This is a genomic window from Methylobrevis albus (genome assembly GCF_015904235.1).
In the GTDB taxonomy this organism is placed as follows: Bacteria; Pseudomonadota; Alphaproteobacteria; order Rhizobiales; family Pleomorphomonadaceae; genus Methylobrevis_A; species Methylobrevis_A albus.
Map to the genome: position 1 here is coordinate 119,849 of NZ_JADZLT010000056.1, position 13,562 is coordinate 133,410.

Genomic DNA, 13,562 nt, shown 5'->3' on the forward strand with positions numbered 1-13,562 from the left:
CCGCGCGGAGGCGTCTGTCTTCGTGCGGGTCGGCCTGTCTAACATCGTTCGTCCTCCCTCGGGAGGCGCGATTTTCGCCGGCGGAGCCTATCGTCGTTTCCAAAACGTCGAAAGTGAGGCCCGGCCTGGTCTCAGGCGCCGCTCCGGCCGCCTTACTGACCGGCCGGGGCGACGGGCGCGAGGCCCTCGGCCTGCTCGAGCAGGAGGCGGGCCTCCTCTTCCTGCTGCTGGCGAATCACCGCCAGCGCCATCGCCGGGCCGAGCCCGTCGTCGGCCCGCGCCGCTGCGCCGGCCTGACCGCGCGCGGCGGCCGTCAGCGAGTCCTGAGTTGCCGCGAGCTGCTCAGGCGACTTGGTGACGATCTGCGACTGCTGCGGCGGGGCGATCATGTCCGGGAAATCGGCGAAGTCCGACGGGCCGCTGGCGCAGGCGCCGAGCACCGCTGCCAGCGCCGCGACGCCGCCGAGCCGGCGGCCGAAAGAGGAGACGACCCGTGCAGTCCACATGCTTGCATCCCCTGCCGGGCGCCCGGCGCATCCCTTGCGACGACAGCCCGGGCGGCCTTCGCCGGCGCCGTGCGCGCGCAGGCCGACCGCGCCGTGATTCTGCACCTGCACAGTAACCGGCGCGTTAAACCGTGGCCATGCCGGCGCCGCCGGGCGGGTGCGGCGGTCTGATCGATTTACCGGCACCGCGGAACGTTCCCGGCTTGGATCGCCGGGCGTATCATGCAAACTGGACGACAAAGAACACAAGTGCCTCCGGGGAAACGATGGCAGACGTCAAGACCGGCTCGACCGAAAGCCCGCTGCTCCGCTACGTGGTCAACAATCCAGACGCGTTCGCCCACAACCTCGCCGCGATCGTCGAGGCTGCCGGCAAGGCGGCCGCAGCCTATCTCGAACCGCGCGAACGCGGCGAGGCCAAGGCCGTGCTGTCCGACGAGATCGCCGAAGTGGTGAAGACGCTGGCGCACGTCGGCGACTACTGGCTGCGCGATCCGGCCCGCCTCGTCGAGGCACAGTCGCGGTTGATGAACGGCTTCATGGACCTCTGGACCCAGTCGTTGCGGCGCGCGACCGGCGAGCCGGCCGAGGACGTCGTGCAGCCGGCTCCCGGCGACAAGCGCTTCGCCGACGCCGAGTGGAAGGAAAACCAGTTCTTCGATTTCCTGAAGCAGGCCTATCTGCTGTCGAGCCGCTGGGCCGAGCAGATGGTGAGCGAGGCGAAGGAGATCGACCCGCACATCCAGCACAAGGCCGACTTCTACGTCCGGCAGATCTCGGCCGCCCTGTCGCCGTCGAACTTCGTGATGACCAATCCCGAGCTCCTTCGCGAGACGCTGGCGAGCAACGGCGAGAACCTTGCGCGCGGGCTCCGGATGCTCGCCGAGGACATCGAGGCCGGCAAGGGCGAACTCCGCATCCGCCAGTCCGATCCGGGCTCGTTCAAGGTCGGCGAGAACCTCGCGACGACCCCCGGCAGCGTGATCTTCGAGAACGAGGTCTGCCAGATCATCCAGTACGAGGCGACGACGGAGAAAGTGCTGAAGCGCCCGCTGCTGATCGTGCCGCCGTGGATCAACAAGTTCTACGTGCTCGACCTCAACCCGGAAAAGTCGCTGATCAAGTGGGCGGTCGACCAGGGCCACACGGTGTTCGTGATCTCCTGGGTCAACCCGGACGAGCGGCTCGCGGCCAAGAGCTTCGAGCACTACATGCGCGAGGGCATCCTCACCGGCGTCGACGTCGCCTGCAAGGTGTCGCGGACCAACGAGGTCAACACGGTCGGCTACTGCGTCGGCGGCACCCTGCTCGCGGTGACGCTCGCCTGGTGCGCCGCGACCGGCGACGACCGGATCAAGAGCGCCACCCTGTTCACGACGCAGGTCGACTTCACCCACGCCGGCGACCTCAAGGTGTTCGTCGACGAGGAGCAGATCCGTATCCTCGAGCAGCGCATGGCGAGCCGCGGCTATCTCGAGGGCTCGAAGATGGCGTCGGCGTTCAATTCGCTGCGCGCCAACGACCTGATCTGGCCCTATTTCATCAACAACTACATGCGCGGCCGCGAGCCGTTCCCGTTCGACCTGCTCTACTGGAATTCGGATTCGACGCGCATGCCGGCGGCGAACCATTCCTTCTACCTGCGCAACTGCTACCTCGAGAACAACCTCGCCAAGGGCATCCTCGAGGTCGCCGGCGAGCGGCTGGACCTCTCGAAGGTGACGGTGCCGATCTACAACCTCGCCACCCGCGAGGACCACATCGCGCCGGCGGAATCGGTCTACCTCGGCTCGCGGCTGTTCGGCGGGCCGGTGAAGTTCGTGATGGCCGGCTCCGGCCACATCGCCGGGGTGATCAACCCGCCGGCGCGCAAGAAGTATCAGTTCTGGAGCGGCGGCCCGGCGGACGGCGACCTCGCCGGCTGGATCGCCGGCGCGACGGAAACCCCCGGCAGCTGGTGGCCGGACTGGGACGGCTGGCTGCGCTCGCTCGACGACCGCGAGGCCAAGGCGCGCCGGATCGGCGGCGGCCGCTACAATCCGATCGAGCCGGCGCCGGGCAGCTTCGTGCGCACCCGCGCCTGACGACCGCGCCCCCCTTGACGAGGACGACCCTCAGTCGGCCGGACGCGGCGGCGTGCGCTCGGTCGCAAAGCCGCGGCCGCGCCGGCGTTCCCACGCGCCGAGGATCGCCCGGTTCGCCGGCTGCTCGATCAGGCGGTAGGAGATCACCGCGCCGATCATCACCACCGAAAGGCCCAGCGTGACATCGGCCAGCGTGCCGGCGAGCGTCGTGCCGAACACCTTCGGGCCGAGGTAGCGCAGCAGCACGGTGCCGACCATCGGGTGGATGATGTAGATGCCGTAGCTGTAGCGCGACAGCGGCTCGAATATCCGGGCGGCGAGCGGGGTCCAGATGGCGGCACGGTCGGCGAGCACGACGACGACGAAGAAGCTGTAGACCATCAGCAGCCGCCCTGCCCCGTCGATGCGTTCGGGCGCGAGGAACATGACGGCTGCCAGCCCGGCCAGCGCCGCGGTGATCACCGGGCGGCGGACCTCGCCGAAATGCGTGCGCGAGATCGCGATGCCGAACAGCACCGACGGCAGGCCGCGCAGCAGGCCGAGTTCGTGCACGTTGAGATCAGTGATCGGCGCACCGACGACGCTGCGCCCGTAGGCGTCGAAGCCGATCACCATGGCGGCGATCAGCCAGAACACGAGACCGCGCGGCAGGTCGGCGATGCGGATCAGCAGCGGCAGCAGCAGGTAGCAGAGCCAGAGCACGCTCAGCGACCAGGCCGCATAGTTGAGCGCCATCGAGCCGCCGACGCCCCAGCTCTGGATCAGCAGCAGGTGCGGGACCGCGTTGTGCAGGTCGTAGCGGGACGGATTGCCGAGATCGACCCAGTGCTCGTAATAGGCAAAGCCGATCAGCAGGAAGAACAGCACCGACAGCGCATAGAGCGGATAGAGCCGCGCCAGCCGGCGCATCAGGAAGCCCGCATGGTCGGGGCGCGTCTTGCTTTCGGCGCGGTAAGACCGCGCGACGAAGTAGCCGGACATCACGAAGAAGATGTCGGTGAAGTAGGCAAATCGGCTGATATAGTAGATCGGGTCGCTTTCGTGGGCGAGCGCGATGTACTCGGAATAATGATAGATCGCGATCCCGAGGCACATCAGGAAGCGCAGGCCGTCGAGGCTTCGCACGCGGGGTGATTTTGCCGTCACTGCTGCATTCCCACCGTGGGCGGGCGCCAATCAGCCCGCGGCCAGCGTGCATCTGTGCCGGCAACGGACATCCGTCGGCGGCTCGATGGCACCTCGGAGGAACGCTAATCCCGCCGCCGCCGCATTGCATCCGCAATCCTGTCGCAGGCGGCGGGAATTACACGCGAGAGTTAACTCAAATTTTCTTCAATTGCGGAAACACGCGACGATTTACCCTGTTCCGGCCAGGGTCGTCAGCCGATTGCCGCGCACAGCGCCGACGGATCAGGATCGCGGCGCGATCAGGTCCTGCAGAACCCGCGCGACATCCTTAGTGACCCGGCGCTTGTAACGGCGGTGCACGAGCTGGCCGTTATGGTAGACGTCCTGCTCGACGTAGAGCATCTGGCCGTCCCAGCGGAGAACGTTGTCGCTCTCGGTCGTCTCGATCACACCCAGGCTCTCGATGAGGTTGCCTTCGAGCGGTCGTCCGAACATGCGTCTCTCCCTCGACTCGCCAGTCTTCTGGTCCTGCGACCGGCTGGATGGCCAGAGCATAGCCGAACCGCATGCGGCGGCAAGCGGGCGCGAACGGAAGCCGGCAAAGAGCTGAAATCGCGGGCGAACGAGCGGTGGGGAGGTGCGTTCCCGCTGGGGCGGCCCTGAGGCGGCCGGAACGCCGCCTACTTCCACCGAACTTCCGGCTCTCCCGCGATCACCTCGACGGTGCATTCATAACTGAGCAGGGCGAAATGCGAGTTTTCTTCGGAACTCACGCCGACTGCCACCAGCCATTTCGAGTTCTGAATTCTCAACATGGGCCACCTTGCGATCTCCGTCCCACCAAGCATGGGGATTTCGATGCCGGCCCCGAACATGTGTCTGCCGCCCATGTCGTCATGAGCGGCAAATGCGTGAACCCTTTCAAACTCGATCCTGAGGGTTTTCAAATCGGGCCCGACGTAAAAATCGCCTTCCACAATGAGGCCAAAATCGCTGTCGGACTGCACTCTCCAGTGTTGACATGGTTCGTCGGGAAGATCGGAAAGCGGCAACCATCTAAGCGCGATCTCGCTTTCGGTGATCATTGTGCCTCCGCACCAGATCGGTCTGGGGCCGCAGTTATATGATCGCACCCCAGCAACCGTGAGTATGGAGGGTTCGCCCCAGCCAAACCGCCTTTGCGCACCACGTCTCGCAATCAGCGAACGCCCCGCTCTCTTCGACGGGGCCTCGCAGCAACCGTTCTGATGAGGCGGTTGCTAAGTCCTTCAAATATATGGTCGGAGCGACAGGATTCGAACCTGCGACCCCTTGACCCCCAGTCAAGTGCGCTACCAGGCTGCGCCACGCTCCGACGCGCAGGGATGTAGCCGGTTCCGACGGCGGCGACAACAGGAAATCGCCGCGAGGCGTCATGCCGTGTGCGGGACAAGCGGCGGAGGCCGCAATCAGCGCGTCTGGTCGAGGACGCGCTTGCACTCTAGCAGTTCGAACAGCGTCGACTGCAGGCGGCGGATGTCGTCGCGCGACAGCGATCCGGAGCCGCCCTGCGCTTCGCCGCCGCGCAGCCGCTCCATGAAGCGGAAGCCGGTCTTGGCGGGGGCGTCGTCGGGCAGGATGCCGGCGGGCAGCGGCTCGTCGAGCGCCGGCAGTTGCGGGCGCCCCGATTCGAACAGCGGGCCGACGAAATCGGAGGTGACGGCCGGACGCTGCACCGGCGGGCGCTGCGGCTCGTAGGCGGGGTCGGGCGCCCAGGGCGCGGCGGCGCGCGGGGCATCCGCCGGATCAACGTCGTCCGGGTCCGGCTGCGGCGCGGGAAAGCGCGGGTCGCGGGGATCGGCGGAGGCGCGCGGCGGCATCGGGGCGATCTCCTCGTCAGGAGCACCGGGCGAGACCGTCTCAGGCAGCGTGCCACCCGGCGTCCGCCAGACCTCCATCACGGCGCGAACGCCCTGCTCCTTCAGAATCCGCTGAACACCCTTGATTGTAAAGCCCTGCCCGTAGAGCAGATGGCGGATGCCGCGCAACAGATCGACGTCGTCCGGACGATAGTAGCGCCGCCCGCCGCCGCGCTTCAGCGGCCGGATCTGCGAAAAGCGGGTTTCCCAGAAACGCAGCACGTGCTGCGGAAGGTCGAGTTCCTCCGCAACTTCGCTGATGGTCCGGAAAGCGTCGGGTGCCTTGTCCAATGACTGACCGTGAATTGCAGGCGGGTTGATTCGCGGCAGTCCGCCGTATCAGGCAGGACGCCCGGCCGTCGGCCGGCCGATGGCCGAGACGGCGCTCGCGGGTGGCGTCAGTCGTCACCGCCCTTGGTGGTGCCGACCGGATCGCCGTTGATGTGATCCTTCAGCACGTTGCTCGGCTTGAACACGAGCACGCGTCGCGGAAGGATCGGCACTTCCTCGCCGGTCTTGGGGTTGCGCCCGACCCGCTCGGTCTTCGAGCGGACGCTGAAGGTGCCGAACGACGACAGCTTGACGGATTCGCCGGAGACCAGGCAATCGGAGACTTCCCGAAGCACGGCCTCCACCAGTTCGGCCGATTCGGCGCGCGACAGTCCGACCTTCTGATACACGGCCTCGCAAAGGTCGGCGCGCGTGACGGTTCTCCCCCCCATGTGCGTCCCTCTTTCCTTGTGCGAATGACCGGCAGACTGCCCCCTGGAGACCGCGAACGGTAAGACGTCCCTCCCTCGCGGTCAACATAATCAACCGTCTAGGACGAATCTCATGGGGTGCAGTGCAGCGTGAGGTCGATCGGGCGAAGGCGAGGCCCGATCTTCGTCACCAGCGCACAAGTACCGCGCCCCAGGTGAAACCGCCGCCCATGGATTCGAGCAGCACGAGCTGGCCGCGCTGGATGCGCCCGTCGCGCACCGCGGCGTCGAGCGCCAGCGGGATCGAGGCGGCCGAGGTGTTGCCGTGGCGGTCGACGGTGAGCACCGTCTTCTCGGCCGCGATGCCGAGCTTCTTTGCCGAAGCCTCGATGATGCGGCGGTTGGCCTGGTGCGGCACGAACCAGTCGAGGTCGTCGGCGGTGATGCCGGCGGCGGCGAAGGCGTCCTCGATCACGTCGGTGACGGCGCCGACCGCGAACTTGTAGACCTCGCGGCCCTCCATGCGGAGATGGCCGACCGTGCCGGTCGTGGACGGCCCCCCGTCGACGTAGAGCTTGTCGCCGTGCCGGCCGTCGGCGCGCAGGTGCGAAGTCAGCACGCCGCGGTCGGCGATGGTGCCCTCGCCGCCGGCGGCCTCGAGCACGACCGCGCCGGCGCCGTCGCCGAACAGCACGCAGGTGGTGCGGTCTTCCCAGTCGAGCAGGCGCGAGAAGGTCTCGGCGCCGATCACCAGCGCCCGCTTCGCCACGCCGGTGCGGATCAGGCTGTCGGCGACGGTCATGCCGTAGACGAAGCCCGAGCAGACCGCCTGCAGGTCGAAGGCCGCCCCGCGCAGGATGCCGAGCTTCGCCTGCACCTGGGTCGCGGTGGCCGGAAAGGTGTTGTCGGGGGTCGAGGTGGCGACGAGGACGAGGTCGATGTCGTCCGGGCCGACGCCGGCGGCGGCCATGGCGCGGGTTGCGGCCGCGACGGCGAGGTCGGACGTCGCCTGCCCCTCGGCGACGATGTGGCGCTGGCGGATGCCTGTCCGCTGCACGATCCACTCGTCCGAGGTGTCGACGAACTTGGCGAGGTCGTCATTGGTGACGATTCGGTCCGGGAGATAGCTTCCGGTGCCGACAACGACCGAACGGGTGACTGTCACGTGATCCTCTCATGCCCGGCGTCGGCCTCGCCGTTCGGGCCGCGGTGATGGAGCCCGAGGTCCTTCTCGATGCTGGCGATCAGGTCGAAACGGGCCATTTCGTAAGCGAGGTCGAGGGCGCTCGCAAAGCCTTCGGCGTCGGTGCCGCCGTGGCTCTTGATGACGATGCCGTTGAGGCCGAGGAAGACGCCGCCGTTGAGCTTGCGCGGGTCCATCTTCTCGCGCAGGCGGGCGAAGGCGCTGCGGGCGAAGATGTAGCCGATGCGCGCCATCAGCGTCCGCCCCATGGCGGCGCGCAGATAGGTGCCGATCTGCTTGGCGGTGCCCTCGGCCGTCTTCAGCGCGATGTTGCCGGCGAATCCCTCGGTGACGACGACGTCGACCTTGCCCTGGCCGATGTCGTCGCCCTCGACGAAGCCGCCGTAGCTGATGGTGGGCAGCGGGGTGTCGCGCAGGATCGCGCCGGCCTTGCGCACTTCCTCGAGGCCCTTGACCTCCTCGACGCCGATGTTGAGCAGGCCGACGGAGGGGCGGTCGATGTGGAACAGCGCCCGCGCCATCGCTCCGCCCATGACGGCGAAATCGACCAGTTGCTGCGCGTCGGCGCCGATGGTCGCGCCGACGTCGAGCACGATGGATTCGCTGCGCAGCGTCGGCCAGATCGCGGCGATCGCCGGTCGCTGCACGTGTGCCATCGGACGAAGGCAGAATTTCGCCATCGCCATCAGCGCACCGGTGTTGCCGGCCGACACCGCGACGGCGGCCTCGCCGGTCTTCACCGCCTCGACGCTGCGCCACATGCTTGAGCGGCCGCGGCCGCTGCGCAGCGCCTGGCTCGGCTTTTCGTCCATCGCGATAGTGACTTCGCAGTGGCGCACGTCGGCCTTGCCGGCGAGCCGCGGATGCGCGGCGAGCACCGCCTTGACCGCCGTCTCGTCGCCGAACAGCAGGAAGCGCACGTCCGGTCGCCGGATCGCCAGCAGTTCGCATCCGGCGATCACGACGGTCGGGCCGTGGTCGCCCCCCATCGCATCGACGGAGATAGTCGTCGTCTGGGCCATGCCTTGCCGCGATCCAGTTCTGCTTGCGATCCCGCCGCCTCGAAGCGCCGCGAACATACCCTCTTCCGGGCGTGACTCAAGACCCCGCGCCCGCGCGGCGGACCCGCTCCGACGCGGATCCGGCGTGCCGTAGCCGATTCAGCGCTCGTCGTCGCCGCGTTTCAAGGCCGCAAGGCCGGCGAAGGGATGCGGCCGCTCGGGCTCGGTGCCGTCATCCTCGATCCGCGGCTCGAAGCTGGCGCCCGGGGCGCGCGGATAGGGATCGAGGCCGAGCGCCACGTGCTCGGCGACGAGGTGGCCGAGGTCGATGCTGTCGCCGTGGAAGGGCTCGGGCGGGTCGGCCGCCTCGGCGTCGATCTCGATCTCGTCGTCGTCCTGCGGCTCGATTTCCGCCGCCGGCAGCATGCGCAGGTCGACGGTCTCGTCGATGTCCTGCGCCACCGGATCGAGCGTCACGACGCAGGCCTGCGTCGCGCGGGCCCGGACCGTGCCGGTGATCTTGATGCCGTTCGCGCGCCACGGCGCCACCACGAGGTCGGCCTTCAGCGCCTCGAGGCCGAGGATGTCGAGGTCGGCGGCGAGCGCCGCCAACTCCTCGGCCGAGGCGGTGAGCACGACGGGCGTGCCGCGCGCCGGCAGGCCGTCGATGGCGAAGGGACGGCGGAACGGAAACTGCGGCGGCCGCGATGGCGTGCTGCTGCCCGTGCTGTTGGCGGTCATGGCGAACACCCCGAAATCAGGACTTGAGGTCAAAGACCCGCCGGCGTGGCGGCGGACGGTTCGGGAAAGGCCACCCGGCCGGCGAGCAGCCCGGCGGTCGGCTGCGCCGCGAGCTCGGCGGCGGTGGCGGCGACGAGCCGGGCGAGCCCTTCGGCGCCCGGCGCCTCGACACCGTCATAGACATTGCGCACCAGCGCCTGCCGCAGCGCCTCGCGGTCGTCGGCGGCGAGCGCAGCATCATAGGCCGAGAGGCGGCCGTAGAAGGCGGCGGAGATCTTCTTCATCCGCTTCGGCACGCCGAGGTCGCCGATGCCCATCTCGCGCAGCGTGCGGTCCATGTCGGCAAAATAGGCTTCGGCCAGCGCCCGGCCGGTGTCGCGCTCCGCCGCCCCCTCGGTGCCGAGCCGGCGCACGACCAGCGCGGTGTGCAGCAGCACGAGCTCGAAGCGGCCCTCCACCACGTCGGCGACACCGAGGTCGGCATAGAGCGCCGGCCGCCGGGCCGCTGCGACGGCGGCGGCGTAGAGTTCGGCGGCCGCCGACGCGGCCGTGTCGCGCTTGAACAGACCGAACAGCATCGGACCTGGATCCTCCGGCGCGGCCGCAGACGCCGGCCGCAATTCAACCACAAGAAACTGGTGACTCGCCCGGCCGGATCGACGATGACCGGCGGCGACGCGCCGCATCGACCGTGGCGGGCCGCGAGGGGCGTTGCTTTGTGACCTAACGCACGCTACCCAAGTTGCCAAGCTCGGAAGCGGGACGCAGGCAGGAGACCTTCATGAACAAGCGTTTTTCGGAGCCGCTCGACATTGCGCCCCGGCGCGCCCGGCCCGGAACCGCATCCCGGCGGGCCGTCGTGCTCGCAGGGCTCGCGCTCGCCGCGACGCTCGCGGCCTGCTCGCGTCCGCCGGTGCAGCACGGCTGGGTGATGCCGCTCGATGCGATCGAGCAGGTGCCGATCGGCTCCAGCCAGGAGCAGGTGCTCCTCGTTCTCGGCACGCCGTCTACCACCTCGGCGCTCGACGGCACGGCCTACTACTACATTTCCCAGGCGATCTCCGAAGGCGCCTTCACGGGCCGCCGGATCACCGACCAGCGCGTGCTCGCCGTCTATTTTGATGCGAACAACACGGTGCGCGAGATCGGCAACTACGGCCTGCAGGACGGCAAGGTGTTCGACTTCATCTCGCGCCGGACCCGCACGACCGGCCGCGACGTCACCTTCATCGGCCAGTTGCTCGGGGCGAACCTCGCACCGGGCTTCTGAGCCGGCGCCGCCGCCCCTCGCGGTATCGAGACGAAAGAGCCCCGGCGCCGCAACGCCGGGGCTCTTTTTCGTTGGAACAGGCAGCCCGGAGGCGCGTCGCCGCGCCCCGCGCCGGGCGTCACTGCGCCTCGGACTGGTCCTGCGCGTTCTTCTGCGCGTCGATCAGCTTCTGCTGCGCTTCCTTGGCCTTGCGCTGCAGCTCTTCCTGCAGGCGGGCCTGCTCGCGCTGCATGGCGGCGGTGTCGAGCGGGGCGCCGTCATAGGCGGCGGTGAAGCCCGACAGGCTGAGCTGGAAGCTGACGCCCTTGCCCTGCTGGTTCAGCGTGGTGAGCACCAGGTTGTTGCCGCGCTTCAGGCCGTTGACGAAATCGTCGTTGATCACCAGCTCGGCGAAGCAGGCGTTCGGGAAGCAGATCGTGTACTTCGCCGCTTCCTGCTTGTTCTTGTCGGTCTGCACGCGCATGCCCGGCTGGATCAGCATGCCGACCGGCACCTGCACCAGCAGGATCTTGCGCGACTCGCCCTTGACTTCGCGAATGCCGGCCGAGGCCATGAACTGCCCGGACTCGGTGCGCAGTTCACGCTGCACGAAGCAGATTTCCTTCTTCGACGTCTGGTCGTTGCCGCAGACCTTGACCCAGCCCGACGACGTGCCGCCGGCGGCGGCATTCGCGGCGGGGGCCGGGGCGTCCTGCGCCAGTGCGGGCGCCGCCAGAAGCCCGGCCGATACGGCCACGGCCACGGCCGCCGTCTTGAGATGCGCGCCGGCCCGGCCGAAATCGATGATCGACATTCGAATTGATCCCTTGGTGTCGTTTTCTGCTGGGCGCCTCACCGGCGGTCGCCCCGAAGTCCGCCGGGCGCCCGCCGAGCTGCTCGCAGTTCTGTCGCCGCGAAAATCCGCCGCGACCCGCCCCGACGCGCCTCTCCTGACCGGAAATTGGGGCGAGACGGTGGCCTCGCGGCGCCTGTCATATCGGGTGTGGACAAGGATTTGAAGCGGGATGACGCCGTGTCGCCGGCTCCGGGTGCCACATGATATCCTGAAATGCGAATCAGGCTTGCGAATCCAGAGGATAGACCCACCCGTGCCGACAGTGCCGCCCACCCGACCGTCCCGCTCCGGCCCGCATGGCGCGGCCGGCTGGACGCGGCGCGGCGTCGTCGGGCTTTCCGCGCTGCCGCTGCTCGACCTGCTGCGCTTTCCCGTCGCCCTCGCCGCGGAAGATCCGGCGGACGACGCCGTCACCGGGCACGGCATCGCGATGCACGGGACTCCGGCGCTCGCCGCGGACTTCGCGCACCTGCCCTATGTCGACCCGTCGGCGCCCAAGGGCGGGCGTATCGCCTATGGCTTCGTCGGGACCTTCGAGAGCCTCAACCCCTTCATCGTGCGCGGCAATGCCCCGCGCGGCATCGCCGATGCGATCATCGGCAACAACGTGTTCGAGACGCTGCTGGTGCGCTCCGCCGCCGAGCCATTCACGCTGTACGGCCTGATCGCCGCCGCGGTCGAGACGGCGGACGATCGCTCCTGGATCGCCTTCCGCGCTCATCCCGAGGCGCGGTTCTCCGACGGCAGTCCGCTCACCATCGACGACGTGATCTTCTCGGTCGAGCTGCTCGGCACCAAGGGCCGGCCGATCTACCGCGACCGCTTCCGCCGCATCGTCGCCACCGAGCGCCTCGGCAGCGACGGCGTCCGATTCCGCTTCGAAGGCGGCGCCGACCGCGAGCTTGCGATGCTGATCGGGCTGATGCCGGTGCTCTCGAAGGCGAAGGTCGACCCGGAGACCTTCGACCAGTCGAGCCTGACGCCGCTGCTCGGCAGCGGGCCCTATACGATCGCCGAGGTGCGCCCCGGCCAGCGCCTCGGCCTTGCCCGCAACCCGGACTACTGGGCGAAGGACCTGCCGATCAAACGCGGCTTCGACAACTTCGACGAGATCCGGATCGAGTATTTCCGCGACGGCAACTCGCTGTTCGAAGCCTTCAAGAAGGGCGACGTCGACGTCCACTTCGAAACGGACGCCGGGCGCTGGGCGGAGGGTTACGACTTCCCGGCCGCCCGCGCGGGTGCCGTGGTGCGCGACAGCTTCGTCAGCGGCATCCCGAAGGGCATGAACGCCTTCGTCTTCAACACCCGCCGCAAGCCGTTCGACGACCCGCGCGTGCGCGAGGCCTTCACCTATCTGTTCGACTTCGAGTGGGTGAACCGCAACCTCTACTTCGGCGCCTATACTCGCACCTCGTCCTTCTTCGAGGCCTCGGGCCTGTCGGCGGTCGGGCAGCCGGCGACCGACGCCGAGCGCGCGCTGCTCGCGCCGTTCGGCGATGCCGTGCTGCCCGAGGTGATGGACGGCAGCTATCGCCCCCCCGGCAGCGACGGATCGGGCCGCGACCGGGCGAACCTGCGCAAGGCGCTCGATCTGTTGCAGTCCGCCGGCTTCCGGCTCGCGGGCCGCAGCCTGCTCGGCCCGGACGGACAACCGTTCTCCTTCGAGTTCCTCGTCAACGCCCGCGAGCAGGAACGCCTCGCCATCGCCTTTCGGCCGATGTTGCAGCGGCTCGGCATCGACATGCAGGTGCGCTCGGTCGATTCGACCCAGTACTGGGACCGGCAGAAGCAGTACGACTTCGACATGCTGCAGATGCTGTGGACCGCGTCGCTGTCGCCGGGACGCGAACAGCTCAACCGCTGGTCCTCGGAGGCCGCCGACGTCGACGGCACGTTCAACTTTGCCGGCGTCAAGAACCCGGCGGTCGACGCGATGATCGACGCCCTGCTCGCCGCGACCAGCCGCGAAGACTTCGAGGCCGCCGTGCGCGCACTCGACCGGGTGCTGATCTCCGGCCGCTACGTCATCCCGCTGTTCCACCTCGCCGAGGACCGCATCGCCCATTGGGTACGGGTCACCGGCCCGCCGCCGCAGCAGCCGTCGGGGTTCCAGACGCCGACGTGGTGGTTCGATCCGGACGCCCCGAAGCCCTGACCGACCGCCGCCCCCCGAGACACCGACGGCCCACCC

General features: G+C 68.5%; 14 protein-coding genes and 1 tRNA gene. 3 read left to right on the top strand and 12 right to left on the bottom strand.

What is annotated here, in order from left to right:
• Nucleotides 1–152: 152 nt before the first annotated feature.
• A complete protein-coding gene (locus I5731_RS17980) occupies nucleotides 153–506 on the bottom strand; it encodes a hypothetical protein (RefSeq protein WP_197312798.1) in 354 nt (117 codons plus the stop codon).
• Nucleotides 507–772: 266 nt separating this feature from the next.
• On the opposite strand from I5731_RS17980, the gene phaC reads away from it, so the two are divergent.
• Nucleotides 773–2,590: a class I poly(R)-hydroxyalkanoic acid synthase gene (gene phaC / locus I5731_RS17985; protein WP_197312799.1), complete on the top strand. Its 1,818-nt coding sequence runs from the start codon at nucleotides 773–775 to the stop codon at nucleotides 2,588–2,590.
• 30 nt (nucleotides 2,591–2,620) lie between these two features.
• On the opposite strand, the gene I5731_RS17990 is transcribed toward phaC, so the two are convergent.
• The 10 genes from I5731_RS17990 to I5731_RS18035 form a co-directional block, all read right to left on the bottom strand.
• Nucleotides 2,621–3,715: an acyltransferase family protein gene (locus I5731_RS17990; RefSeq protein WP_197312800.1), complete on the bottom strand. Its 1,095-nt coding sequence runs from the start codon at nucleotides 3,713–3,715 to the stop codon at nucleotides 2,621–2,623.
• A 285-nt stretch (nucleotides 3,716–4,000) separates the two neighbouring features.
• Nucleotides 4,001–4,213, bottom strand: coding sequence for a hypothetical protein (locus I5731_RS17995; RefSeq protein WP_197312801.1), 213 nt, complete (start codon nucleotides 4,211–4,213; stop codon nucleotides 4,001–4,003).
• Between the two features lie 185 nt (nucleotides 4,214–4,398).
• A complete protein-coding gene (locus I5731_RS18000) occupies nucleotides 4,399–4,803 on the bottom strand; it encodes a hypothetical protein (RefSeq protein WP_197312802.1) in 405 nt (134 codons plus the stop codon).
• A gap of 192 nt (nucleotides 4,804–4,995) precedes the next feature.
• A tRNA-Pro gene (locus I5731_RS18005) sits at nucleotides 4,996–5,072 on the bottom strand.
• A gap of 94 nt (nucleotides 5,073–5,166) precedes the next feature.
• Nucleotides 5,167–5,907 (bottom strand): MerR family transcriptional regulator, encoded by a 741-nt coding sequence (locus tag I5731_RS18010; protein WP_197312803.1) that lies wholly within the window; start codon nucleotides 5,905–5,907, stop codon nucleotides 5,167–5,169.
• A 107-nt stretch (nucleotides 5,908–6,014) separates the two neighbouring features.
• Nucleotides 6,015–6,338 (bottom strand): integration host factor subunit alpha, encoded by a 324-nt coding sequence (locus I5731_RS18015; protein ID WP_197312804.1) that lies wholly within the window; start codon nucleotides 6,336–6,338, stop codon nucleotides 6,015–6,017.
• Nucleotides 6,339–6,504: 166 nt separating this feature from the next.
• Nucleotides 6,505–7,482: a beta-ketoacyl-ACP synthase III gene (locus tag I5731_RS18020; protein WP_197312805.1), complete on the bottom strand. Its 978-nt coding sequence runs from the start codon at nucleotides 7,480–7,482 to the stop codon at nucleotides 6,505–6,507.
• The gene (gene plsX, locus I5731_RS18025; RefSeq protein ID WP_197312806.1) at nucleotides 7,479–8,543 is read right to left on the bottom strand and encodes a phosphate acyltransferase PlsX; all 1,065 of its coding nucleotides are present in this window, start codon (nucleotides 8,541–8,543) and stop codon (nucleotides 7,479–7,481) included. Before plsX ends, I5731_RS18020 begins: the two co-directional genes overlap by 4 nt.
• A gap of 138 nt (nucleotides 8,544–8,681) precedes the next feature.
• Entirely contained in the window at nucleotides 8,682–9,263 is a 582-nt protein-coding gene (locus I5731_RS18030) for a DUF177 domain-containing protein (RefSeq protein WP_197312807.1), read from the bottom strand.
• Between the two features lie 29 nt (nucleotides 9,264–9,292).
• The gene (locus I5731_RS18035; protein ID WP_197312808.1) at nucleotides 9,293–9,841 is read right to left on the bottom strand and encodes a ubiquinol-cytochrome C chaperone family protein; all 549 of its coding nucleotides are present in this window, start codon (nucleotides 9,839–9,841) and stop codon (nucleotides 9,293–9,295) included.
• Between the two features lie 203 nt (nucleotides 9,842–10,044).
• Between I5731_RS18035 and I5731_RS18040 the strand changes: the two genes are divergently transcribed.
• Entirely contained in the window at nucleotides 10,045–10,533 is a 489-nt protein-coding gene (locus tag I5731_RS18040; RefSeq protein ID WP_197312809.1) for an outer membrane protein assembly factor BamE, read from the top strand.
• A 118-nt stretch (nucleotides 10,534–10,651) separates the two neighbouring features.
• Here the strand turns inward: I5731_RS18040 and I5731_RS18045 are convergent, their stop codons facing one another.
• Nucleotides 10,652–11,326 carry an invasion associated locus B family protein gene (locus tag I5731_RS18045; protein WP_197312810.1) on the bottom strand — a complete coding sequence of 225 codons (675 nt, stop codon included), beginning with the start codon at nucleotides 11,324–11,326 and terminating at the stop codon, nucleotides 10,652–10,654.
• A 295-nt stretch (nucleotides 11,327–11,621) separates the two neighbouring features.
• Between I5731_RS18045 and I5731_RS18050 the strand changes: the two genes are divergently transcribed.
• Entirely contained in the window at nucleotides 11,622–13,526 is a 1,905-nt protein-coding gene (locus I5731_RS18050) for an extracellular solute-binding protein (RefSeq protein WP_328839151.1), read from the top strand.
• The last annotated feature ends 36 nt before the right edge of the window (nucleotides 13,527–13,562 follow it).

Bases quoted from the DNA above. Each gene is read 5' to 3' on its own strand.
- I5731_RS17980 (WP_197312798.1), bottom strand. From the start codon at position 506: ATGTGGACTGCACGGGTCGTCTCCTCTTTCGGCCGCCGGCTCGGCGGC.
- phaC (WP_197312799.1), top strand. From the start codon at position 773: ATGGCAGACGTCAAGACCGGCTCGACCGAAAGCCCGCTGCTCCGCTAC.
- I5731_RS17995 (WP_197312801.1), bottom strand. From the start codon at position 4,213: ATGTTCGGACGACCGCTCGAAGGCAACCTCATCGAGAGCCTGGGTGTG.
- I5731_RS18000 (WP_197312802.1), bottom strand. From the start codon at position 4,803: ATGATCACCGAAAGCGAGATCGCGCTTAGATGGTTGCCGCTTTCCGAT.
- I5731_RS18015 (WP_197312804.1), bottom strand. From the start codon at position 6,338: ATGGGGGGGAGAACCGTCACGCGCGCCGACCTTTGCGAGGCCGTGTAT.
- plsX (WP_197312806.1), bottom strand. From the start codon at position 8,543: ATGGCCCAGACGACGACTATCTCCGTCGATGCGATGGGGGGCGACCAC.
- I5731_RS18030 (WP_197312807.1), bottom strand. From the start codon at position 9,263: ATGACCGCCAACAGCACGGGCAGCAGCACGCCATCGCGGCCGCCGCAG.
- I5731_RS18035 (WP_197312808.1), bottom strand. From the start codon at position 9,841: ATGCTGTTCGGTCTGTTCAAGCGCGACACGGCCGCGTCGGCGGCCGCC.
- I5731_RS18040 (WP_197312809.1), top strand. From the start codon at position 10,045: ATGAACAAGCGTTTTTCGGAGCCGCTCGACATTGCGCCCCGGCGCGCC.
- I5731_RS18045 (WP_197312810.1), bottom strand. From the start codon at position 11,326: ATGTCGATCATCGATTTCGGCCGGGCCGGCGCGCATCTCAAGACGGCG.